This window comes from Pseudomonas sp. AU11447 (genome assembly GCF_001672555.2).
In the GTDB taxonomy this organism is placed as follows: domain Bacteria; phylum Pseudomonadota; class Gammaproteobacteria; order Pseudomonadales; family Pseudomonadaceae; genus Pseudomonas; species Pseudomonas nitroreducens.
In genome coordinates, this window is sequence record NZ_LZDG02000017.1 from 571,334 (window position 1) to 593,305 (window position 21,972).

Genomic DNA, 21,972 nt, shown 5'->3' on the forward strand with positions numbered 1-21,972 from the left:
CAACACGCCCTCGCAGGAGGGCGGGTGGGGGCTCAGTCGTCCTTGCCGTGACGGATGGCGCGCTGGATCTCACGATCGGAGTCGCGCTCCTTCTCGGTGCCACGCTTGTCGTACTCTTTCTTGCCCTTGGCCAGTGCGATCTCGCACTTGATCAGGTGCTTCTTCCAGTACATCGACAGCGCGACGCAGGCGTAGCCTTTCTGCTGCACGGCACCGAACAACTTGCCCAGCTCGCGTTTGTGCAGCAGCAGCTTGCGCGTGCGCACCGGGTCGGCGATGACGTGAGTGCTGGCAGTGGTCAGCGGCGTGATGTGGCTGCCCAGCAGCCAGGCCTCGCCATCCTTGAGCAGCACGTAGCTGTCCACCAGCTGCGCCTTGCCGGCGCGCAGGCTTTTCACTTCCCAGCCGGCCAGGGCGACGCCCGCCTCGAAGCGCTGCTCGATGAAGTAGTCGTGCAGAGCCTTCTTGTTCTGCGCGATAGTCCCCGAAGGGTGTTTCTTCTGTTTAGCCATAGGCCGCGCATTATAGGGAGTCACTCGCCGCGCCGCTATCGGGACAGCATGCGACGGCATGCAAGCTTGAGGGTGCGTGGCTAATCTCGGAGAATGCGCGCTGTTTTTTTGATCAGAGGGCGCTGCTGTCCGGTCAGATGCCGGTCAGATGCCCCACAACACAAAGCGAGAAATCTATGAGCACGCATATCCAGCGTTCGGCCCTGCTGCCCTATCCGGCGAAGGCGCTGTACGACCTGGTCAACGATGTGGCGCGCTACCCGGAGTTCCTGCCCTGGTGTTCGGCCTCCACCGTGCTTGCGGAAAGCGATACCGCCATGCGCGCCGAGCTGACCGTGGCCAAGGGCAGCATTACCCAGCGCTTCACCACCCGTAACGTGCTGGTGCCGGGGCAGAGCATCGAGATGAACCTTGAGGAGGGGCCGTTCACCCAACTGCATGGGGTGTGGACCTTCAAGGCGCTGGGCGACAAGGCCTGCAAGATTTCCCTGGACCTGACCTTCGACTACGCCGGGGCGCTGGTGAAAGCCACGCTCGGCCCGCTGTTCACCCAGGCAGCGAACACCATGGTCGACGCCTTCTGCCAGCGCGCCAAGCAGTTGCATGGTTGAATCCGCGAGCATCGCTATCGAGGTGGTCTACGCCTTGCCGGAAAAACAGATGCTGCTGCGCCTGAGTGTTCCCCGTGGCACGCGGATGCGCGAGGCGGTGGTGCTGTCGGATATTTCCGCTCATTTTCCCGATCTGGATGTGCAGAGCTGTCCGCTGGGCATCTTCGGCAAGGTGGTAGCCAGGCCCGATGAGCGTGTGCTGGAGGAGGGGGAGCGGGTTGAAATCTATCGCCCGCTGATCGCCGACCCCAAGGAAGTGCGCAAGCAGCGCGCGGCAAGAGCCAAGGCGGCGCGCGGTTGAATCTCCGGAAGTGAAATCACAGGCAACAAAAAGCCCGGCATTGGCCGGGCTTTTTCGTTGGTGCGAATCCCTTACTGGGGATTCTTGTCCAGCGGTTCCGGAGTCGGGATCGGTACGGTTTCCACCTGATCGACTTCCTTCTGGATCTGCTCTTCCACGGAGCCGGGCTTGGCCGGTTGCTCCTTGGGTTGCTCGGGCTGCTGCTGAGGCGCTTCCGGGGCCAGTGGCGGGGTGACGCCATCCTTGCCGAGGATCGACTCGTCGCGGCTGACGCCGGGCATGAAGTCGCCGTTCAGGCCGACCAGTTGGTCGTTCTGGCCGAAATACAGGCTCATCCGCTCCTGCTGGCGCTGACCGCCGCCGGGCTGGATGCTGTACAGGTAATCCCAGCGATTGGGGTGGAAAGTATCCACGATCAACGGGTTGCCCATGATAAACCGCACTTGGCGTCGGGTCATTCCGGGCTTCAACTGGTCTATCATATCCTGCGTTACAACGTTGCCCTGCTGGATATCGATCTTGTAGACCCCCGGGAACGAGCAACCGGCGAGTGCGGCGAGTCCCAGCCCGAAAGCGAGACTGGTCAGCATGAGCTTGGCGTTTTGCATCAAGGGGTGACTTCCACTATCTTGGCTGAGCGACGAAATCCCGATCATACCTGTATTGAGGGGTGCTGCGAAGCATTCCGCGGCGAGAAAGCACACATGGTTGAAAATAGCGAACTGCGCAAAGCCGGACTCAAGGTCACGCTGCCGCGCGTCAAGATCCTCCAGATGCTCGACTCCGCCGAGCAGCGCCACATGAGCGCAGAGGATGTTTACAAAGCGCTGATGGAGGCGGGTGAAGACGTCGGTCTGGCCACTGTCTACCGCGTCCTGACCCAGTTCGAAGCCGCCGGCCTGGTGGTGCGCCACAACTTCGATGGCGGCCATGCCGTCTTCGAGCTGGCCGACAGCGGTCACCATGACCACATGGTCTGCGTCGATACCGGCGAAGTCATCGAGTTCATGGACTCGGAAATCGAGAAACGCCAGAAAGAGATCGTCAAGGAGCGCGGCTTCGAGCTCGTCGATCACAACTTGGTGCTCTACGTGCGCAAGAAGAAGTAAGCGTACGCAGATGCAGAAACGGCGACCCTCGGGTCGCCGTTTTCGTTTGTGGGCCTCTTTTGTAGGAGCGAGCAAGCTCGCTCCTACAAAAGAGGCCCAAGGTGCTTGCGAGTGATCAGCCTTGTACGGCCGAGTCCACCATCTTGCGCGCGTGGGCCAGGGATTCCTTGGTCAGGTCGACGCCACCGAGCATGCGCGCGACTTCCTCGATGCGTTCGGCCTTCTTCAGGTTGGCCACGGCGGTACGGGTTTCGCTGGTGTCGCGGTCCTTGTGCACGAACAGGTGCTGGTGGCCCTGCGCGGCGACCTGCGGCAGGTGGGTGACGGTCAGCACCTGGCCGCGATCGCCGAGGCGGCGCAGCAACTGGCCGACCACTTCGGCTGTGGGGCCGCCGATGCCAACGTCCACCTCGTCAAAGACCAGCGTGGGAGTGCGTGATGTCTGCGCGGTAATCACCTGGATCGCCAGGCTGATGCGCGACAGTTCACCACCGGAGGCAACCTTGGCCAAGCCTTTCAGCGGTTGGCCGGGGTTGGCGCTGACCAGGAATTCCAGTTGTTCGAGGCCATTGATCTGGGGCTCGTCCGAGCTGGATTCGCGCAGGTCGATGGCAAAGCGACCGCCGGGCATGCCCAGGCGCTGCATTTCCACTTCTACGGCCTTGGCCAGTTGTGGCGCGGCGCTCCGACGGATCTGGCTGAGCTCTTCGGCCTTCTCCTGATAATGGCGGGCGTAGGCGGCCAATTCGTCGCCCAGGCGTTCCACGGCTTCGTCGTCGGCGTTCAGCGCCTCCAGTTCGTCGAGCAGGCGTTGCTGCAGGTCCTGTAGCTCGTGGGGCTGCACGCGGTGCTTGCGGGCGAGGCTATAGATAGCGTCCATGCGCTCTTCCAGTTGCTGCAGGCGCAGAGGGTCGGCGTCGAAGTGGTCGACGAAGCGATTCAGCTCGCCGATGGCTTCCTCGACCTGGATCTGCGCGCTGGACAGCAGGTTCACCGCTTCGCTCAGCGCGGCCGGCTGGCTCTGGAAGGCAGTGAGGCGGTTGAGACTGGAGGTCAGTGCGGAGAGGACATTGCCAGCGTCGTTTTCGCTGCACAGTTCGACCACCTGGCGGCAGGCGGCGATCAGGCTGCCGGCGTTGCTCTGGGTCTTGTGTTCGGCTTCCAGGGCCTCCAGTTCGTTGTCACCCAGGCCGAGATTCTCCAGCTCTTCCAGCTGATAGCTGAGCAACTGGTGACGAGCGCGCTGTTCCTCTCCGTTGCGTGACAGGCGGTCCAATTCCTGATGGGTCTGCTTCCAGCGCTGTGCGGCGAGGTGCACCTGGCGCGCCAGGTCCTGGCTGCCGGCAAATTCGTCGAGCAGGCGGCGGTGAGTGTCGGCCTTGAGCAGCGACTGGTGTTCGTGCTGGCTGTGGATGTCGATCAACAGTTCGCCCAGGTGCTTGAGGTCGCCCAGCGGGCAGGGCGTGCCGTTGATGTAGGCGCGGGAGCGGCCTTCGGCGGTGATGACCCGGCGCAGGATGCATGGCCCGTCCTGTTCCAGGTCGCGCTCGGCGAGCCAGTCGCGGGCTTCGGCAATCGCGCTGACATCGAAGCTGGCGAGAATGTCGGCCTTGTCGGAGCCGGGGCGTACCACGCCGCTGTCGGCACGATCACCCAGGGCGAGGCCGAGGGCGTCGAGCATGATCGACTTGCCGGCGCCGGTTTCGCCGGTGATCACGGTCATGCCGGCGGCGAGCTCGAGATCGAGGTGCTCGACGATGGCGTAATTGTGAACGGACAGATGAACCAGCATGGGCGGCGGCTCCGCAGATAGGTCTGTTTATTTATACAGTATTTTTTGCGACTGGCAATTCTCCCTCGTCGCCTGCTGGTTGGTCCTTGAAGTCAAAGCCCTTGAAGTAAAAAAAACGCACCCCATATACACGGCAGAGCCGCGGACCATTGGGTTCGCCTTGTTTTCAAAGGCTTATTTTCTTTTTAGGAGAGTGGCATGTCTGACGAACAACAGACTCAGGATTCCCAGTTCAACGAGCAGCCCGAAGCCGGCGCTACCGGGGATCTGAACGCCCGCGTGCTGGAACTGGAAGAACAGGTAGCCGCGGCGAAGGATCAGAGCCTGCGCGCCGTTGCTGAGCTGCAGAACGTCCGCCGCCGTGCCGAGCAGGACGTGGAAAAAGCGCACAAGTTCGCCCTGGAGAAATTTGCCGGCGACCTGCTGCCGATCGTCGATACCCTCGAGCGCGCGCTGGAGATGTCGAACCCGGAAGATGAGGCGATCAAGCCGATGCGCGAAGGCATCGAGCTGACGCTGAAGATGTTCCACGACACGCTGGTGCGCTACAACCTCGAGCCTGTCGACCCGCACGGCGAGCCGTTCAACCCTGAGCACCACCAGGCCATGGCCATGGAAGAGAGCATCCGCCTCGAGCCGGGCAGCGTGGTCAAGGTGTTCCAGAAGGGATACCTGCTCAATGGTCGCCTGCTGCGTCCGGCCATGGTCGTGGTCAGCAAGGCACCGGAACAAACTCCGCCTTCGATCGACGAGAAGGCTTGAAATCCACCACCCGGTCCCCATCTGGGTAATCAACCGAGCCAAAGACCCGCAACAGGGTCAGCGCGGAATCTAATTTCTGGAGAGTGAAATATGGGCAAAATCATTGGTATCGACCTGGGGACCACCAACTCCTGTGTGTCCATCCTGGAGAACGGTAACGTCAAGGTCATCGAGAACGCCGAAGGCGCTCGTACCACCCCGTCGATCATCGGCTATGCCAACGACGGCGAAATCCTGGTAGGTCAGCCGGCCAAGCGCCAGGCTGTGACCAACCCGACCAACACCCTGTACGCCGTCAAGCGCCTGATCGGCCGCCGTTTCGAAGAAGACGTCGTACAGAAAGACATCAAGATGGTCCCGTACAAGATCGTCAAGGCTGATAACGGCGACGCGTGGGTCGAGGCCAAGGGCCAGAAGATGGCTCCGCCGCAGGTCTCCGCCGAAGTCCTGAAGAAGATGAAGAAGACCGCCGAGGACTACCTGGGCGAGCCGGTCACCGAAGCGGTCATCACCGTTCCGGCCTACTTCAACGACAGCCAGCGTCAAGCCACCAAGGACGCCGGCCGCATCGCCGGTCTGGACGTCAAGCGCATCATCAACGAGCCGACCGCGGCTGCGCTGGCTTATGGCCTGGACAAGGCCAAGGGTGACCACACCATCATCGTCTACGACCTGGGCGGTGGTACCTTCGACGTCTCCGTGATCGAGATCGCGGAAGTCGATGGCGAGCATCAGTTCGAAGTACTGGCCACCAACGGCGACACCTTCCTGGGTGGTGAAGACTTCGACCTGCGCCTGATCGACTACCTCGTTGAAGAGTTCAAGAAAGAATCCGGCATGGACCTCAAGGGCGACCCGCTGGCCATGCAGCGCCTGAAGGAAGCTGCCGAGAAGGCCAAGATCGAGCTGTCCTCGACCCAGCAGACCGACGTCAACCTGCCGTACGTCACCGCTGATGCATCCGGCCCGAAACACCTGAACGTCAAGGTTTCCCGTGCCAAGCTTGAATCCCTGGTGGAAGACCTGGTTACCCGTACCATCGAGCCGTGCCGCGTTGCGCTGAAAGACGCCGGCCTGGACGTCTCGAAGATCGACGAAGTGATCCTGGTCGGCGGTCAGACCCGCATGCCGCTGGTGCAGAAGACCGTTGCCGAGTTCTTCGGCAAGGAAGCGCGCAAGGACGTCAACCCGGATGAAGCCGTTGCCATGGGTGCTGCCATCCAGGGCGCCGTGCTGGCCGGCGACGTGAAGGACGTGCTGCTGCTCGACGTCACCCCGCTGACCCTGGGTATCGAAACCCTCGGTGGCGTGATGACCGCGCTGATCGACAAGAACACCACCATCCCGACCAAGAAGTCGCAGGTGTTCTCCACTGCCGATGACAACCAGGGCGCCGTGACCATCCATGTGCTGCAGGGCGAGCGCAAGCAAGCCGGGCAGAACAAGTCGCTGGGCAAGTTCGACCTGGCCGACATCCCGCCGGCTCCGCGCGGCGTGCCGCAGATCGAAGTGACCTTCGACATCGACGCCAACGGCATCCTGCATGTCGGCGCCAAGGACAAGGCCACCGGCAAGCAGCAGTCCATTGTGATCAAGGCCTCCTCCGGTCTGTCCGAGGACGAGATCCAGCAGATGGTCCGCGACGCCGAGGCGAATGCCGAGGAAGACCGCAAGTTCGAGGAACTGGCCGCTGCCCGCAACCAGGGTGACGCGCTGGTCCATGCGACTCGCAAGATGGTCACCGAGGCTGGCGACAAGGCCACTGCCGAGGAGAAGGCTGCCATCGAGAAGGCTCTTGGCGAGCTGGAAGTTGCCGTGAAGGGCGACGACAAGGCCGAGATCGAAGCGAAGATGAACGCGCTGTCCCAGGCGTCCACCCCGCTGGCGCAGAAGATGTACGCCGAACAGCCGCAGCCGGGTGCTGCCGCTCAGGGCGAGGCCGCTGACGACAAGGCTGGCGACGATGTCGTCGATGCCGAGTTCGAAGAGGTCAAGGAGAACAAGTAAGCCGCGTGCTTGCTTCCGCTCCGGCGCACCGACCAGCGTGTCGGTGCGCATGAAACGTCACGCGGGGGCTTGCTCCCGCGTTGGCGTGTCTGGGGGAACGGTTTTCAGAGTGCAGGAAAGTTATGGCCAAACGTGATTTTTACGAGGTACTGGGTGTCGAGCGCGGCGCCAGCGAAGCGGACCTGAAAAAGGCCTATCGCCGGCTCGCCATGAAGTTCCACCCGGACCGCAATCCCGGCGACAAGGAGGCCGAGGATAAATTCAAGGAGGCCAACGAGGCGTACGAGGTCCTGTCCGATGCCAGCAAGCGCGCGGCCTACGATCAGTACGGCCATGCCGGTGTCGATCCGCAGATGGGTGGCGGTGGTGCAGGCTTTGGTGGGGCGAGCTTCTCGGACATCTTCGGTGATGTCTTCAGCGATTTCTTCGGCGGTGCTGGCGGTCGCGGTGGTTCCCGTGGCGGTCCGGCGCGTGGCGCGGACTTGCGCTACACCCTGGACCTGGACCTGGAAGACGCGGTTCGCGGCACTACCGTGACTATCCGTGTTCCGACCCTGGTCGGCTGCAAGACCTGCAGCGGCAGTGGCGCCAAGCCCGGCACTACGCCGGTCACCTGTACCACCTGCGGTGGTATCGGCCAGGTGCGTATGCAGCAGGGTTTCTTCTCGGTGCAGCAGACCTGCCCGCGCTGCCATGGTAGCGGCAAGATGATCACCGACCCTTGTGGCTCCTGCCACGGCCAGGGCCGCGTAGAAGAACACAAGACCCTGTCGGTGAAAGTGCCGGCCGGTGTCGATACCGGTGACCGCATTCGCCTGACCGGCGAGGGCGAGGCCGGCGCCCACGGTGGCCCGGCAGGCGACCTGTACGTGGTGGTGAACGTGCGCGAGCACGATATCTTCCAGCGCGACGGCAAGCATCTGTACTGCGAAGTACCGATCAGCTTCGCCGATGCCGCCCTTGGAGGCGAGCTTGAAGTACCGACGCTCGATGGTCGCGTGAAGCTGAAGATTCCCGAAGGTACCCAGACCGGCAAGCTGTTCCGTCTGCGCGGCAAGGGCGTTGCCCCGGTGCGCGGCGGCGGTGCTGGCGACCTGATGTGTCGCGTGGTGGTGGAGACGCCGGTGCAGCTGGACAAGCGTCAGCGCGAGCTGCTCGAAGAGTTCCGTGGCACCCTGCAGGGCAACTCTTCCAACTCGCCCAAGGCCAGTGGCTGGTTCGAGGGCATGAAGCGCTTCTTCGACGATCTATGATGCAGGGCCCCGGCGGTGCGAATCGCCCGGGGCCTTTTTAGCTTGGAGCTGTTTTATATGCGACGTATAGCCGTAATGGGCGCCGCCGGGCGCATGGGCAAGACCCTGATCGAGGCCGTGCAGCAGACTGGCGGCAGCGCTGGCCTGACTGCTGCGGTGGACCGCCCGGACAGCACCCTGGTGGGCGCCGACGCGGGCGAGCTGGCCGGCCTGGGCCGTATCGGTGTGCCGCTGTCGGGCGATCTCGCCAAGGTGGTCGACGAGTTCGATGTGCTGATCGACTTCACTCACCCGACCGTGACCCTGAAGAACCTGGAAGTCTGCCGCAAGGCCGGCAAGGCCATGGTCATCGGCACCACGGGCTTCTCCGCGGCGGAGAAGGAACTGCTGAACGACGCGGCGAAGGAAATCCCGATCGTCTTCGCGGCCAACTACAGCGTTGGCGTCAATCTCTGTCTGAAGTTGCTCGACACCGCTGCCCGCGTGCTGGGCGACGATGTGGACATCGAGATCCTCGAGGCGCATCACCGCCACAAGGTCGACGCGCCGTCCGGCACCGCGCTGCGAATGGGCGAAGTCGTTGCCAATGCGCTGGGTCGTGATCTGGAGAAGGTCGCTGTCTATGGTCGCGAAGGCCAGACTGGCGCTCGTCCGCGCGAGACCATCGGCTTTGCCACCGTGCGTGCCGGCGACGTGGTGGGCGACCACACCGTGCTGTTCGCCGCGGATGGCGAGCGTGTGGAGATTACCCACAAGGCCTCGAGCCGCATGACCTTTGCTCGTGGCGCCGTGCGTGCCGCGCAATGGCTGGAAGGGCAGGCCAATGGCTTGTACGACATGCAGGACGTACTCGGCCTTCGCTGAGTGGCATGGCCGTACGTCGTGCAAAAGGTGGACCATGATGTCGCATTTCTGTAAACTACAGCTTTAGTGTGTCCACTAAAAGCAGCGCAGCATGAATCACATAAAAAGCGGGATGACTTCTTCTGATGTCATCCCGCTTTTTTACAATCTGCGCACGCCCAGCCAGGCTTGAACTACGGGAGGTCTTCTTGACTAAGCCAGCCATACTTGCACTTGCCGACGGCAGCGTTTTTCGCGGTGAAGCCATCGGCGCCGACGGCCAGACCGTCGGAGAGGTGGTGTTCAACACCGCCATGACCGGCTACCAGGAAATCCTTACCGATCCTTCCTACGCCCAACAGATCGTCACCCTGACCTACCCGCACATCGGCAACACCGGCACCACGCCGGAAGATGCCGAGTCGAACAAGGTCTGGGCCGCCGGCCTGATCATTCGCGATCTGCCGCTGCTCTCCAGCAGCTGGCGCGACAAGCAGTCCCTGCCGGACTACCTGAAAGAGAACGGCACCGTTGCCATCGCCGGCATCGACACCCGCCGCCTGACCCGCATCCTGCGCGAGAAGGGTTCGCAGAACGGCTGCATCCTGGTCGGCGACGATGCCACCGAGGAAAAAGCCCTCGAACTGGCACGCGGCTTCCCGGGGCTGAAGGGCATGGACCTGGCGAAAGTCGTGTCCTCCACCGAAAAGTACGAGTGGCGCTCCAGCGTCTGGAACCTGGAAACCGACAGTCACCCGGAAATCGCCGCCGCCGACCTGCCATACCACGTAGTCGCCTATGACTTCGGCGTGAAGCTGAACATCCTGCGCATGCTGGTTGCCCGCGGCTGCCGCCTGACCGTGGTGCCGGCGCAGACCCCGGCGAGCGAAGTGCTGGCCCTGAATCCGGACGGCATCTTCCTCTCCAACGGCCCCGGTGACCCCGCTCCGTGCGACTACGCCATCCAGGCCATTCGCGAGTTCCTCGACACCGAGACGCCGATCTTCGGCATCTGCCTGGGTCACCAGCTGCTGGCCCTGGCCTCCGGCGCCCAGACCGTGAAGATGGGCCATGGTCACCATGGCGCCAACCACCCGGTGCAGGACCTGGATTCGGGTGTGGTGATGATTACCAGCCAGAACCATGGTTTCGCCGTGGATGAAGCGAGCATGCCGGCCAACCTGCGCGCCACCCACAAGTCGCTGTTCGATGGCACCCTGCAGGGCGTCGAGCGCACCGACAAGGTGGCCTTCAGCTTCCAGGGACACCCGGAAGCCAGCCCCGGCCCGCACGACGTGGCTCCGCTGTTCGACCGCTTCATCGCGGCGATGGCCGAGCGCCGCTGAGTCCCGGCTTTCTCGAAAGAGACGGAAGAGGTAGAAGAAGATGATGCCGATCCTGGGAATCACCGACCTCTGGACCTACGTCCTGGGTACGTTGTTCATCGTCCTGTTGCCGGGGCCGAACTCGCTGTTCGTCCTCGCCACCGCCGCCCAGCGCGGCGTGGCTTCGGGCTACCGGGCAGCGAGCGCGGTGTTCCTGGGCGATGCGATCCTGATGTTCCTGTCGGCGCTGGGTATCGCCTCGGTCCTCAAGGCCGAGCCGATGCTGTTCCTGGGCCTGAAGTACGTCGGCGCCGCCTACCTGTTCTACTTAGGGTTAGGCATGCTCCGCGGAGGCTGGCAGAAGCTGCGCCAGCCACTGGATGCGGCCGCCGCGCCAGCCAAGGAAGTGGACGTCAACCAGCCGTTTCGCAAGGCGCTGCTGCTGAGCCTGTCCAATCCCAAGGCGATCCTCTTCTTCATCTCCTTCTTCATCCAGTTCGTCGACCCGGGTTACGCCTATCCCGGCCTGTCGTTCCTGGTACTGGGCACGATCCTCGAGATCATCAGCGCCCTGTACCTCAGCTTCCTGATTTTCTCCGGTGTGCGTCTGGCGGCCTGGTTCCGTCGGCGGCAACGGCTGGCTGCCGGCGCCTCGAGCGGCGTCGGCGCCCTGTTCGTCGGCTTTGGCGTGAAGCTGGCCAGCGCAACCCTTTCCTGAATATTGCAACGAGAGTCCCATGCCCAAGCGTACAGACATCAAGAGCATCCTGATCCTCGGCGCCGGCCCGATCGTCATCGGCCAGGCCTGTGAGTTCGACTACTCCGGCGCGCAGGCCTGCAAGGCCCTGAAGGAAGAAGGCTTCCGTGTCATCCTGGTGAACTCCAACCCGGCCACCATCATGACCGACCCGGCCATGGCCGACGCCACCTACATCGAGCCGATCAAGTGGCAGACCGTCGCCAAGATCATCGAGAAGGAGCGCCCTGACGCGCTGCTGCCGACGATGGGTGGCCAGACCGCTCTGAACTGCGCCCTGGACCTGGAGCGCCACGGCGTTCTGGAACAGTTCGGCGTTGAAATGATCGGCGCCAACGCCGACACCATCGACAAGGCCGAAGACCGTTCGCGCTTCGACAAGGCCATGCGCGACATCGGCCTGGCCTGCCCGCGCTCGGGTATCGCCCACACCATGGAAGAAGCCTACGGCGTGCTGGAGAAGGTCAACTTCCCGTGCATCATCCGTCCGTCCTTCACCATGGGCGGCACCGGCGGCGGCATCGCCTACAACCGCGAAGAATTCGAAGAGATCTGCACCCGTGGTCTGGACCTGTCGCCGACCAACGAGCTGCTGATCGACGAATCGCTGATCGGCTGGAAGGAATACGAGATGGAGGTTGTCCGCGACAAGAAGGACAACTGCATCATCGTCTGCGCCATCGAGAACTTCGACCCGATGGGCGTGCACACCGGTGACTCCATCACCGTCGCGCCGGCACAGACCCTCACCGACAAGGAATACCAGATCATGCGCAACGCCTCGCTGGCGGTGCTGCGTGAGATCGGCGTGGAAACCGGCGGCTCCAACGTGCAGTTCGGCATCTGCCCGAACACCGGCCGCATGGTCGTGATCGAGATGAACCCGCGTGTATCGCGTTCCTCGGCGCTGGCTTCCAAGGCCACCGGCTTCCCGATCGCCAAGATCGCCGCCAAGCTGGCTGTCGGCTACACCCTCGACGAGCTGCAGAACGACATCACCGGCGGCCGCACCCCGGCCTCCTTCGAGCCGGCGATCGACTACGTCGTCACCAAGATCCCGCGTTTCGCCTTCGAGAAATTCCCGAAAGCCGACGCCCGCCTGACCACCCAGATGAAATCCGTGGGTGAAGTCATGGCCATCGGCCGTACCTTCCAGGAGTCCGTGCAGAAAGCCCTGCGCGGCCTGGAAGTCGGCGCCACCGGTTTCGATCCCAAGCTCGACCTGAGCAACCCGGAAGCCGAGAGCATCCTCAAGCGCGAGCTGACCGTGCCCAATGCCGACCGCATCTGGTACGTCGCCGACGCCTTCCGCGCTGGCAAGAGCATTGCCGAAGTCTTCGACCTGACCCGCATCGACGAGTGGTTCCTGGTGCAGATCGAAGACCTGATCAAGGACGAGGAACGTGTGAAGACCCTGGGTCTGTCTGCCATCGACCGCGACCTGATGCTCAAGCTCAAGCGCAAGGGCTTCTCCGATGCGCGCCTGGCCACCCTGCTGGGTGTGACCGAGAAGAACCTGCGCAACCATCGCCACAAGCTCAAGGTGCTGCCGGTGTACAAGCGCGTGGACACCTGCGCCGCCGAATTCGCCACCGACACCGCCTACATGTACTCGACCTATGAGGAAGAGTGCGAAGCCAATCCGTCGACTCGCGACAAGATCATGATCCTGGGCGGCGGTCCGAACCGTATCGGCCAGGGCATCGAGTTCGACTACTGCTGCGTACACGCAGCGCTGGCCATGCGTGAAGACGGCTTCGAGACCATCATGGTCAACTGCAACCCGGAAACCGTCTCCACCGACTACGACACGTCCGATCGCCTGTACTTCGAGCCGGTGACCCTGGAAGACGTGCTGGAAATCGTCCGCGTCGAGCAGCCCAAGGGCGTCATCGTGCAGTACGGCGGCCAGACCCCGCTGAAACTCTGCCGCGCCCTGGAAGAAGCCGGCGTGCCGATCATCGGCACCAGCCCGGACGCCATCGACCGCGCCGAAGACCGCGAGCGCTTCCAGCAGATGGTCCAGCGCCTGAACCTGCGCCAGCCGGCCAACGCCACCGCGCGCAGCGAAGACCAGGCTCTGGAACTGTCGAAGAACATCGGCTACCCGATGGTGGTGCGCCCGTCCTACGTGCTGGGCGGCCGCGCGATGGAAATCGTCTACCAGGAAGAAGAGCTCAAGCGCTACATGCGCGAAGCCGTGAAGGTCTCCAACGACAGCCCGGTGCTGCTGGACCGCTTCCTGAACTGCGCCATCGAAGTCGACATCGATGCGGTGTGCGACGGCGAGACCGTGGTGATCGGCGCGATCATGCAGCATATCGAACAGGCCGGCGTGCACTCCGGTGACTCCGCCTGCTCGCTGCCTCCGTACTCGCTGCCGGCGCATATCCAGGACGAGATCCGCGAACAGGTCAAGAAAATGGCCCTGGAACTCGGCGTGGTCGGCCTGATGAACGTGCAGATGGCCGTGCAGGGCGAAGACATCTACGTGATCGAGGTGAACCCGCGCGCGTCCCGTACCGTGCCGTTCGTCTCCAAGTGCATCGGCGAGTCGCTGGCGAAAGTTGCGGCCCGCGTCATGGCTGGCAAGTCCCTGGCCGAAGTCGGCTTCACCCAGGAGGTGATCCCGCCGTACTATAGCGTCAAGGAAGCGGTGTTCCCGTTCGCCAAGTTCCCCGGCGTCGACCCGATCCTCGGCCCAGAGATGAAGTCCACTGGCGAGGTGATGGGTGTCGGCGACAGCTTCGGTGAGGCATTCGCCAAGGCCCAGCTGGGCGCCAGCGAAATCCTGCCGAACGCCGGTTGCGCCTTCATCAGCGTCCGCGAGGACGACAAGCCGCAAGCCGTTCAGGTCGCCCGCGATCTGGTCGCGCTGGGCTTCGAGGTGGTTGCCACTGCTGGCACCGCCAAGGTGATCGAGGCTGCCGGCCTGCCGGTGCGTCGCGTGAACAAGGTGACCGAGGGCCGTCCTCACGTGGTCGACATGATCAAGAATGACGAAGTCACCCTGATCATCAACACCACCGAAGGTCGTCAGTCCATCGCTGACTCTTACTCCATCCGTCGTAACGCCCTGCAGCACAAGATCTACTGCACCACCACCATTGCGGCGGGTCAGGCGATCTGTGAGGCGCTCAAGTTCGGTCCCGAGAAGACCGTTCGCCGTCTGCAGGATCTCCATGCAGGAATCAACGCATGAGCAAATTTCCAATGACCGTCCAGGGCGCTCGCGCCCTGGAAGAAGAACTGAAGTACCTGAAGACCGTTCTGCGCCCGCAGATCACCCAGGCCATCGCCGAAGCGCGTGAGCTGGGTGACCTGAAGGAAAACGCCGAATACCACGCAGCCCGTGAGCAGCAGGGTATGTCCGAGGCGCGCATCCGCGACATCGAGGCCAAGCTGTCCAACGCGCAGATCATCGACGTGACCACCATTCCGCACAGCGGCAAGGTGATCTTCGGTACGACCGTGGATATCGCCAACGTCGAAACCGACGAGACGGTGACCTACCAGATCGTCGGTGACGACGAGGCGGACATCAAGAACAGCAAGATCTCCGTCAACTCGCCGATCGCCCGAGCGCTGATTGGCAAGACCGAAGGTGATGCCGTTCTGGTGAAGACTCCGGGCGGCGACGTCGAGTACGAGATCGTTGAAGTCCGTCACGCCTGATCGGCAATCCCTGAGTGCAGGCACCATCAGTTGGCTGCTGGCCCAGACATTCTGGGTCGGCGGCCTGTGGTTGCTGCAGTTCGTGGTGTTGCCTGCGTTGGACAAGATCGGCTTGGCCCCGCTGCTGGTGGATTCCGTCTCCGACGCGCTGAAGCCGTTGCTGCTGGGGTTTGCCGGTTTCTGCGTGCTGCTCCAGGTCCTGGTGCTCTGGCAGGCGCGCGGGTTCGCTGCCTTCATCCGTGAAACGCGAGGGCAATTGCTGCTCACCGTGCTGGTGATGGTGGTGGCTTATTTCGTGGTGCGCCAGGTAGCGCCGGACGCTCAGCGCTGGCTGCTATTCAACTACCTGGTGGTGGCGCTGTGCGGTCTGCTGCTGGTGCTGCAGCCGGCGCCTGGGCGGGACGAGCGGGCCTGACGCAGCGGAGCCTTGCCGGCTCCGCGTTGCCGGTCTTGACTGTCAGAGGCCGCTGAAGCGGCTGATGTTCGACAGGTTCTTGTTCGGCTTCGGATTGCGGCGATAGATCAGTGCCATCTTGCCGATGGTCTGAACCAGCTCGCAGCTGCCGTTCTGGCAAAGTTCGTCGATCAGCGCGCGACGGTCGTCGCGTTCAGTGATGCGGAACTGCACCTTGATCAGTTCATGATCGTTGAGCGCGCGCTCAAGCTCGGCCATCACACCTTCCGAAAGACCGTTTTCAGCAACGGTCAATACGGGTTTCAGGTGATGCCCGATAGATTTGAACTGCTTTTTCTGCTCCTGAGAGAGCGCCATAATCTGACCCCTGGTAAAAAAGGCGGATATTCTACCCGAGTTTCGGTACTACCGGGATGCCGCTCAGACGAGGTAATACGTGGCCCGTTCCAAGACTAGCCATCGCTGGCTGAAAGAACATTTCGACGATCCGTACGTGAAGATGGCACAGCGTGACGGTTATCGCTCGCGCGCCAGCTACAAGCTGCTGGAAATCCAGGAGAAGGATCGCATTCTGCGCCCCGGCATGACCGTGGTCGATCTCGGCGCAGCGCCGGGCGGCTGGTCGCAGGTCACCAGTCGGGTGATCGGTGACAAGGGTACCCTGATCGCTTCGGACATCCTGCCGATGGACAGCATCCCGGACGTCACCTTCATCCAGGGTGACTTCACCGAGGACGAGGTCTTCGCCCAGTTGCTCGCGGCCATCGGAGAAAATCCGGTAGACCTTGTGATTTCCGATATGGCCCCCAATATGAGTGGACTGCCCGCCGTGGACATGCCCCGTGCGATGTTCCTCTGCGAGCTGGCCCTGGACCTGTGCACCCGTGTGCTGCGTCCGGGTGGCGATTTCCTGATCAAGATTTTCCAGGGTGAGGGTTTCGACGCTTACCACAAGCAGGTTCGCGAGAACTTCGAGAAGGTGCAGATGCGCAAGCCGCTGTCGTCCCGCGACCGTTCGCGGGAGCAGTATCTGCTCGCACGAGGCTTTCGCGGCGCCTAGACTGGAATGATTGGGCCGGCTTCTGGTCTATGCCTTGCAGGTTTTGCTTGTACCGGTGAAAGCCGGGGTTCATAAAGGGTTACAGACGGCGCCTGCCTGGCGGCGGGCGTTGTGTAGTAATTTTGGCCGGAAGGAGTCTGGCCGTCGTGAGAAGCGGTTTCCAGGGCGGAGCCGGCTTCAGAGGGTAGTCAATTGAACGACATGGCAAAGAACCTGATTCTGTGGCTGATCATCGCGGCGGTACTCGTCACCGTGATGAACAACTTCTCCAGCCCGAGCGAGCCGCAGACGCTCAACTATTCGGACTTCATCCAGCAGGTGAAGGACGGCAAGGTCGAGCGCGTGACCGTGGACGGCGCGGTCATCACTGGCAAGCGCCAGGACGGTGACACCTTCAAGACCATCCGCCCGGCCATCGCCGACAACGGCCTGATTGGCGACCTGGTCAACAACAACGTCGTTGTTGAAGGCAAGCAGCCCGAGCAGCAGAGCATCTGGACTCAGCTCCTGGTGGCCAGCTTCCCGATCCTGGTGATCATCGCCGTCTTCATGTTCTTCATGCGCCAGATGCAGGGCGGCGGCGGTGGCCGCGGCGGCCCGATGAGCTTCGGCAAGAGCAAGGCGCGCCTGCTGTCGGAAGACCAGGTGAAGACCACCTTCGCCGACGTCGCCGGTTGCGACGAGGCCAAGGAAGAAGTCAGCGAACTGGTGGAATTCCTCCGCGATCCGGGCAAGTTCCAGCGCCTGGGCGGTCGTATCCCGCGCGGCGTGCTGATGGTCGGCCCGCCCGGTACCGGTAAGACCTTGCTCGCCAAGGCCATCGCCGGCGAAGCCAAGGTACCGTTCTTCACCATTTCCGGTTCGGACTTCGTGGAAATGTTCGTCGGCGTGGGCGCCTCGCGCGTTCGCGACATGTTCGACCAGGCCAAGAAGCACGCGCCCTGCATCATCTTCATCGACGAGATCGACGCCGTCGGCCGCCATCGTGGTGCCGGCCTGGGTGGCGGTCACGACGAGCGCGAGCAGACCCTCAACCAGTTGCTGGTGGAGATGGACGGCTTCGAGATGAATGACGGCATTATCGTCATCGCCGCGACCAACCGTCCGGACGTGCTCGATCCCGCGTTGCTGCGTCCAGGCCGCTTCGACCGCCAGGTAGTGGTTGGCCTGCCGGACATTCGTGGCCGTGAGCAGATTCTCAAAGTACACATGCGCAAGGTCCCGCTGGGCGACAACGTCGATCCGGCCGTGATCGCGCGCGGTACGCCAGGCTTCTCCGGTGCCGACCTGGCCAACCTGGTCAACGAGGCCTCGCTGTTCGCCGCTCGTTCCAACAAGCGCATCGTCGACATGCGCGAGTTCGAACTGGCCAAGGACAAGATCATGATGGGCGCCGAGCGCAAGACCATGGTCATGTCCGAGAAGGAGAAGAAGAACACCGCGTTCCACGAAGCCGGTCACGCCATCGTTGGTCGCCTGGTTCCGGAGCACGATCCGGTCTACAAGGTTTCCATCATTCCGCGCGGCCGCGCCCTGGGCGTGACCATGTTCCTGCCGGAAGAGGATCGTTACAGCCTGTCCAAGCGTGCCCTGGAAAGCCAGATCTGCTCGCTGTTCGGTGGCCGTATCGCCGAAGAGATGACCCTGGGCTTCGAAGGTGTCACCACCGGTGCTTCCAACGACATCATGCGGGCCACCCAACTGGCGCGGAACATGGTGACCAAGTGGGGCCTGTCCGAAAAGCTCGGTCCGCTGATGTACGCGGAAGAAGAGGGCGAGGTCTTCCTCGGCCGTAGCGCCGGCGGCCAGCACTCCAATATCTCGGGTGAAACTGCCAAGCTGATCGACCAGGAAGTGCGCCGCATCATCGACGACTGCTACGGCACTGCCAAGCGTTTGCTGGAAGAGAACCGTGACAAGCTCGACATGATGGCCGACGCGCTGATGAAGTACGAAACCATCGATGCCGATCAGATCGACGACATAATGGCCGGCCGCGACCCTCGCGAGCCGCGTGACTGGCAAGGTGGCAACTCCGGCTCTTCCGGCAACGCTGCTGCGCCCCGCGACGAAGGTCGCCAGGAAAACCCCATTGGCGGGCCTGCCGGCGAACACTGAGAGCACTGAATGAGTTCGTTGTACCACCCGACCCGGTTGCCTTGCGGCAACCGGGTTCTTGATTTAAGTCGCCCGCACGTCATGGGCATCCTCAATGTCACTCCTGACTCCTTCTCTGACGGTGGGTGCTTCAACCGGCACGACGCTGCATTGCGGCATGCCGCGGAGATGGTCGCGGCCGGCGCCACGCTGATCGATATTGGCGGCGAGTCGACCCGCCCCGGTGCTCGCGTGGTTTCGCCCACCGAGGAGCTGGAGCGCGTCGCGCCGGTGGTCGAGGCCATTGCCCGCGAACTGGATGTGGTGATCTCGGTAGATACTTCCACCCCTGCGGTGATGCGTGAGGCCGCTCGTCTCGGGGCCGGGCTGATCAACGACGTGCGCTCCCTGCAGCGTGATGGGGCCCTGGATGCTGCTGTCGACACGGGGCTTCCGGTTTGCCTGATGCATATGCGCGGCGAGCCGGGGAACATGCAGGATGATCCGCGTTATCCGAATATCCTCGAGGAAGTTCGCGACTTCCTCGAGGAACGCATCGCGGTCTGCGAAGCCGTGGGCATTGCCCGCGAGCGGATCGTCATCGATCCTGGCTTCGGTTTTGCCAAGACTCAGAGTCACAACCTGAATCTGTTCCGGCAGATGGAGAGCCTGAGGTCGATGGGCTGTCCACTACTGGTCGGTGTTTCGCGCAAGAGCATGGTCGGGCGCGCGCTCGGTCGTGAGGTGGGCGAGCGCCTGTACGGCAGCCTGGCCCTTGCGGCTCTGGCGGTCGCCAAGGGAGCCAGCATCATCCGCGTCCATGATGTCGCCGAGACGGTGGATGTGGTTCGAATGATTCATGCAGTGGAAAGTGCAACAGAAGAGGGGATGTCCGCATGAGCAGGAAGTATTTTGGTACCGATGGAATTCGCGGACGCGTAGGCACTCCGCCGATCACCCCAGACTTCGTGCTCAAGCTGGGTTGGGCCGTGGGCATGGCTTTCCGCCAGCAGGGCAAGTGTCGCGTGCTGGTGGGCAAGGACACGCGGATTTCCGGTTACATGTTCGAGTCCGCGCTGGAGGCTGGATTGTCCGCCGCCGGTGCCGACGTGATGCTGCTGGGCCCCATGCCGACCCCAGGTATCGCCTATCTGACCCGTACCTTCCATGCGGAGGCGGGCATCGTTATCAGTGCCTCGCACAATCCGCACGACGACAATGGCATCAAATTCTTCTCCGGCCAGGGCACCAAGCTGCCGGACGAGGTGGAACTGATCATCGAGGAGCTTCTCGATGCGCCGATGACGGTCGTCGAGTCCGCCCGCCTGGGCAAGGTCTCGCGGATCAACGATGCCGCCGGCCGCTACATCGAGTTCTGCAAGAGCAGCGTGCCATCGAACACCAGTTTCGCCGGCCTGCGTATCGCGCTCGATTGCGCCCATGGCGCGACCTACAAGATCGCTCCCAATGTATTCCGGGAGCTGGGTGCCGAAGTGTTCGTCATCGGTGCGGAGCCCAACGGCCTGAACATCAATGACCAGTGCGGCTCCACCCATATGGGAGCGCTGCAGGAGGCCGTGCTGGCCCACCATGCGGATATCGGTATCGCCTTCGACGGTGACGGCGACCGAGTGATGTTGGTTGATCACACCGGCACCATCGTTGATGGTGACGAGATCCTCTACCTCATTGCGCGCGACATGCTCGATCGCGGCAAGCTGCACGGTGGTGTGGTAGGGACTCTGATGAGCAACCTGGGGCTGGAGTTGGCTCTGCAGGATCTGCACATTCCCTTCGCTCGTGCCAAGGTAGGGGACCGCTATGTGATGTCCGAGCTGCAGTCGCGCAACTGGCAGCTGGGTGGAGAGAATTCCGGCCATGTGGTCTGCGGCCAGCACACCACGACCGGTGATGCGATCATCGCCGCACTGCAGGTGCTGATGGCGCTGAAAACCCGAGGTCAGAACCTGGCCGAGGCGCGCATGGGCATTCGCAAGTGTCCGCAAGTGCTGATCAACGTACGCTTTGCTGGTGGCGGGGTAGACCCGTTGGAGCATCCGGCGGTGAAGGAAGCCTGCGCCAAGGTGACCGAAGAGATGGCCGGCCGTGGTCGCGTGCTGCTGCGCAAATCCGGCACCGAGCCATTGGTGCGGGTGATGGTCGAGGGCGACGAGGAAGCACGCGTGCGCGCCTATGCCGAGCAGCTGGCAAAAGTGGTTACAGAGGTATGTGCTTGATTTCTCTTGTCAGTTCCAAAAGCGTCGAGTAATATCTGCGCCCACTTTGCTCAGCGAGGTACAGCATGCGTCGACCCTTGGTGGCCGGTAATTGGAAAATGCACGGTACCCGCTCCAGCGTAACGGAGCTGATCAAAGGCCTGCGTCAACTGGCTCTTCCCACGGGTGTCGATGTGGCGGTGTTTCCGCCTTGTCTGTACATCAATCAGGTCGTCCAAGGCCTGAATGGAAAGGCGGTTGCCGTCGGTGCGCAGAATTGCGCGGTTGAGCCGATGCAGGGCGCCCTCACGGGCGAAGTCGCAGCCAGCCAGTTGGCGGATGCGAGTTGCTCCCTGGTGCTGGTCGGTCACTCCGAGCGTCGCCTGATTCTGGGTGAGAGCGATGGTGTGGTCAGTCGCAAGTTTGCGGCGGCTCAATCGTGTGGCCTGATTCCGATCCTGTGCGTGGGTGAAACCCGTGAGCAGCGTGAGGCGGGCAAGACTCTTGAGGTTGTCGGGCGCCAGTTGGGCTCGGTAATCGAAGATCTCGGTGTCGGGGCTTTTTCCCGCGCCGTTGTGGCTTACGAGCCGGTGTGGGCGATTGGGACGGGGCTGACCGCTTCTCCCGAGCAGGCCCAGGAAGTACATGCGGCGATTCGCTCGCAGATCTCGGCGGAAAACGCAGAGGTGGCAAGCGGCCTTCGTCTCCTGTACGGCGGCAGCGTCAAGGCAGCCAGTGCTGCCCAGCTGTTCGCGATGCCGGATATCGATGGGGGGCTCATTGGTGGGGCGTCCCTGAATGCGGATGAGTTCGGTGCGATCTGTCGCGCCGCAGGAAACTGAAGATGTTGGAAACAGTTGTAATCGTGATTCACCTGCTGATGGCGCTGGGTCTGGTTGTGCTGGTCCTGCTTCAGCAAGGCAAGGGTGCCGACGCTGGTGCGTCGTTCGGTGCAGGTGCTTCGGCCACCGTTTTCGGTAGCCAAGGTTCTGCTACCTTCCTGAGCCGCTTTACTGCTATACTCGCTGCGGTTTTTTTCATTACCAGCTTGGGTTTAGCGTATTTTGCTAAAGAAAAAGCTGATATGATTCGTCACGCTGGGCTTCCTGATCCAGCAGTGATGGAGCAGAAGCAGGAACAGGCTCCGGCAGCTAGCGACGTGCCGGGCGCGCAAGGGCAACCTCAAGCCCCTGCAGGCGGTAACGGCGACGTTCCGGCGGCTCCTGAGCAGAAGTAA

General features: G+C 62.5%; 22 protein-coding genes. 18 read left to right on the plus strand and 4 right to left on the minus strand.

Annotated elements, in window-relative coordinates; genetic code table 11:
• Nucleotides 1–32: 32 nt before the first annotated feature.
• Nucleotides 33–512, minus strand: a complete 480-nt coding sequence (smpB, locus tag A6723_RS03250) for an SsrA-binding protein SmpB (RefSeq protein ID WP_017518965.1) — start codon at nt 510–512, stop codon at nt 33–35.
• A 176-nt stretch (nt 513–688) separates the two neighbouring features.
• Here smpB and A6723_RS03255 point away from each other — a divergent pair, with 176 nt between their 5' ends.
• Together A6723_RS03255 and A6723_RS03260 are read left to right on the plus strand one after the other, a co-directional pair.
• Nucleotides 689–1,123 (plus strand): type II toxin-antitoxin system RatA family toxin, encoded by a 435-nt coding sequence (locus A6723_RS03255; RefSeq protein ID WP_024765305.1) that lies wholly within the window; start codon nt 689–691, stop codon nt 1,121–1,123.
• Nucleotides 1,116–1,424 (plus strand): RnfH family protein, encoded by a 309-nt coding sequence (locus A6723_RS03260; RefSeq protein WP_054910600.1) that lies wholly within the window; start codon nt 1,116–1,118, stop codon nt 1,422–1,424. The genes A6723_RS03255 and A6723_RS03260 overlap by 8 nt, the downstream gene beginning before the upstream one ends.
• 71 nt (nt 1,425–1,495) lie before the next feature.
• Here A6723_RS03260 and A6723_RS03265 read toward each other — a convergent pair whose 3' ends face one another.
• Nucleotides 1,496–2,032 (minus strand): outer membrane protein assembly factor BamE, encoded by a 537-nt coding sequence (locus tag A6723_RS03265; RefSeq protein WP_024765307.1) that lies wholly within the window; start codon nt 2,030–2,032, stop codon nt 1,496–1,498.
• Between the two features lie 96 nt (nt 2,033–2,128).
• On the opposite strand from A6723_RS03265, the gene fur reads away from it, so the two are divergent.
• On the plus strand, nt 2,129–2,533 hold the full coding sequence (gene fur / locus A6723_RS03270) for a ferric iron uptake transcriptional regulator (RefSeq protein ID WP_009613072.1): 405 nt from the start codon (nt 2,129–2,131) through the stop codon (nt 2,531–2,533).
• Nucleotides 2,534–2,648: 115 nt separating this feature from the next.
• On the opposite strand, the gene recN is transcribed toward fur, so the two are convergent.
• Entirely contained in the window at nt 2,649–4,325 is a 1,677-nt protein-coding gene (gene recN, locus A6723_RS03275; RefSeq protein ID WP_054910601.1) for a DNA repair protein RecN, read from the minus strand.
• Between the two features lie 198 nt (nt 4,326–4,523).
• Between recN and grpE the strand changes: the two genes are divergently transcribed.
• The 9 genes from grpE to A6723_RS03320 all read left to right on the plus strand — a co-directional run bounded on the left by grpE (nt 4,524) and on the right by A6723_RS03320 (nt 15,362).
• Nucleotides 4,524–5,087, plus strand: coding sequence for a nucleotide exchange factor GrpE (grpE, locus tag A6723_RS03280; RefSeq protein ID WP_024765309.1), 564 nt, complete (start codon nt 4,524–4,526; stop codon nt 5,085–5,087).
• 90 nt (nt 5,088–5,177) lie between these two features.
• Complete coding sequence (gene dnaK / locus A6723_RS03285) at nt 5,178–7,094, plus strand: molecular chaperone DnaK (protein WP_045216722.1); 1,917 nt, start codon at nt 5,178–5,180, stop codon at nt 7,092–7,094.
• Nucleotides 7,095–7,216: 122 nt separating this feature from the next.
• Entirely contained in the window at nt 7,217–8,347 is a 1,131-nt protein-coding gene (gene dnaJ / locus A6723_RS03290; protein ID WP_045216723.1) for a molecular chaperone DnaJ, read from the plus strand.
• Nucleotides 8,348–8,404: 57 nt separating this feature from the next.
• Nucleotides 8,405–9,211: a 4-hydroxy-tetrahydrodipicolinate reductase gene (gene dapB / locus A6723_RS03295; protein WP_054910602.1), complete on the plus strand. Its 807-nt coding sequence runs from the start codon at nt 8,405–8,407 to the stop codon at nt 9,209–9,211.
• 188 nt (nt 9,212–9,399) lie between these two features.
• Nucleotides 9,400–10,536, plus strand: coding sequence for a glutamine-hydrolyzing carbamoyl-phosphate synthase small subunit (gene carA, locus A6723_RS03300; protein WP_054910603.1), 1,137 nt, complete (start codon nt 9,400–9,402; stop codon nt 10,534–10,536).
• Nucleotides 10,537–10,579: 43 nt separating this feature from the next.
• Nucleotides 10,580–11,233 (plus strand): leucine efflux protein LeuE, encoded by a 654-nt coding sequence (gene leuE / locus A6723_RS03305; protein ID WP_139092888.1) that lies wholly within the window; start codon nt 10,580–10,582, stop codon nt 11,231–11,233.
• A gap of 19 nt (nt 11,234–11,252) precedes the next feature.
• On the plus strand, nt 11,253–14,474 hold the full coding sequence (gene carB, locus A6723_RS03310) for a carbamoyl-phosphate synthase large subunit (protein ID WP_054910605.1): 3,222 nt from the start codon (nt 11,253–11,255) through the stop codon (nt 14,472–14,474).
• Complete coding sequence (greA, locus tag A6723_RS03315; protein WP_017518953.1) at nt 14,471–14,947, plus strand: transcription elongation factor GreA; 477 nt, start codon at nt 14,471–14,473, stop codon at nt 14,945–14,947. The genes carB and greA overlap by 4 nt, the downstream gene beginning before the upstream one ends.
• 10 nt (nt 14,948–14,957) lie before the next feature.
• Nucleotides 14,958–15,362, plus strand: coding sequence for a hypothetical protein (locus tag A6723_RS03320; RefSeq protein WP_054910623.1), 405 nt, complete (start codon nt 14,958–14,960; stop codon nt 15,360–15,362).
• A 42-nt stretch (nt 15,363–15,404) separates the two neighbouring features.
• Here the strand turns inward: A6723_RS03320 and A6723_RS03325 are convergent, their stop codons facing one another.
• Complete coding sequence (locus tag A6723_RS03325; protein WP_024765315.1) at nt 15,405–15,719, minus strand: YhbY family RNA-binding protein; 315 nt, start codon at nt 15,717–15,719, stop codon at nt 15,405–15,407.
• Between the two features lie 79 nt (nt 15,720–15,798).
• On the opposite strand from A6723_RS03325, the gene rlmE reads away from it, so the two are divergent.
• The 6 genes from rlmE to secG all read left to right on the plus strand — a co-directional run bounded on the left by rlmE (nt 15,799) and on the right by secG (nt 21,972).
• Nucleotides 15,799–16,422 carry a 23S rRNA (uridine(2552)-2'-O)-methyltransferase RlmE gene (rlmE, locus tag A6723_RS03330; RefSeq protein WP_054910606.1) on the plus strand — a complete coding sequence of 208 codons (624 nt, stop codon included), beginning with the start codon at nt 15,799–15,801 and terminating at the stop codon, nt 16,420–16,422.
• A 201-nt stretch (nt 16,423–16,623) separates the two neighbouring features.
• On the plus strand, nt 16,624–18,540 hold the full coding sequence (gene ftsH / locus A6723_RS03335; protein ID WP_054910607.1) for an ATP-dependent zinc metalloprotease FtsH: 1,917 nt from the start codon (nt 16,624–16,626) through the stop codon (nt 18,538–18,540).
• Nucleotides 18,541–18,549: 9 nt separating this feature from the next.
• Entirely contained in the window at nt 18,550–19,419 is an 870-nt protein-coding gene (gene folP / locus A6723_RS03340) for a dihydropteroate synthase (RefSeq protein ID WP_054910608.1), read from the plus strand.
• Nucleotides 19,416–20,756 (plus strand): phosphoglucosamine mutase, encoded by a 1,341-nt coding sequence (gene glmM / locus A6723_RS03345; RefSeq protein WP_054910609.1) that lies wholly within the window; start codon nt 19,416–19,418, stop codon nt 20,754–20,756. The genes folP and glmM overlap by 4 nt, the downstream gene beginning before the upstream one ends.
• Before the next feature lie 65 nt (nt 20,757–20,821).
• On the plus strand, nt 20,822–21,577 hold the full coding sequence (tpiA, locus tag A6723_RS03350; RefSeq protein ID WP_054910610.1) for a triose-phosphate isomerase: 756 nt from the start codon (nt 20,822–20,824) through the stop codon (nt 21,575–21,577).
• A gap of 2 nt (nt 21,578–21,579) precedes the next feature.
• Nucleotides 21,580–21,972: a preprotein translocase subunit SecG gene (gene secG / locus A6723_RS03355; RefSeq protein WP_024765320.1), complete on the plus strand. Its 393-nt coding sequence runs from the start codon at nt 21,580–21,582 to the stop codon at nt 21,970–21,972.

Coding starts and splice junctions, on each gene's coding strand:
- A6723_RS03265 (WP_024765307.1), bottom strand. CDS start 2,032: ATGCAAAACGCCAAGCTCATGCTGACCAGTCTCGCTTTCGGGCTGGGA.
- greA (WP_017518953.1), top strand. CDS start 14,471: ATGAGCAAATTTCCAATGACCGTCCAGGGCGCTCGCGCCCTGGAAGAA.
- smpB (WP_017518965.1), bottom strand. CDS start 512: ATGGCTAAACAGAAGAAACACCCTTCGGGGACTATCGCGCAGAACAAG.
- leuE (WP_139092888.1), top strand. CDS start 10,580: ATGCCGATCCTGGGAATCACCGACCTCTGGACCTACGTCCTGGGTACG.
- dnaK (WP_045216722.1), top strand. CDS start 5,178: ATGGGCAAAATCATTGGTATCGACCTGGGGACCACCAACTCCTGTGTG.
- A6723_RS03325 (WP_024765315.1), bottom strand. CDS start 15,719: ATGGCGCTCTCTCAGGAGCAGAAAAAGCAGTTCAAATCTATCGGGCAT.
- secG (WP_024765320.1), top strand. CDS start 21,580: ATGTTGGAAACAGTTGTAATCGTGATTCACCTGCTGATGGCGCTGGGT.
- glmM (WP_054910609.1), top strand. CDS start 19,416: ATGAGCAGGAAGTATTTTGGTACCGATGGAATTCGCGGACGCGTAGGC.
- grpE (WP_024765309.1), top strand. CDS start 4,524: ATGTCTGACGAACAACAGACTCAGGATTCCCAGTTCAACGAGCAGCCC.
- recN (WP_054910601.1), bottom strand. CDS start 4,325: ATGCTGGTTCATCTGTCCGTTCACAATTACGCCATCGTCGAGCACCTC.
- tpiA (WP_054910610.1), top strand. CDS start 20,822: ATGCGTCGACCCTTGGTGGCCGGTAATTGGAAAATGCACGGTACCCGC.
- A6723_RS03255 (WP_024765305.1), top strand. CDS start 689: ATGAGCACGCATATCCAGCGTTCGGCCCTGCTGCCCTATCCGGCGAAG.
- dapB (WP_054910602.1), top strand. CDS start 8,405: ATGCGACGTATAGCCGTAATGGGCGCCGCCGGGCGCATGGGCAAGACC.
- dnaJ (WP_045216723.1), top strand. CDS start 7,217: ATGGCCAAACGTGATTTTTACGAGGTACTGGGTGTCGAGCGCGGCGCC.
- folP (WP_054910608.1), top strand. CDS start 18,550: ATGAGTTCGTTGTACCACCCGACCCGGTTGCCTTGCGGCAACCGGGTT.
- fur (WP_009613072.1), top strand. CDS start 2,129: ATGGTTGAAAATAGCGAACTGCGCAAAGCCGGACTCAAGGTCACGCTG.
- carB (WP_054910605.1), top strand. CDS start 11,253: ATGCCCAAGCGTACAGACATCAAGAGCATCCTGATCCTCGGCGCCGGC.
- A6723_RS03260 (WP_054910600.1), top strand. CDS start 1,116: ATGGTTGAATCCGCGAGCATCGCTATCGAGGTGGTCTACGCCTTGCCG.
- ftsH (WP_054910607.1), top strand. CDS start 16,624: ATGGCAAAGAACCTGATTCTGTGGCTGATCATCGCGGCGGTACTCGTC.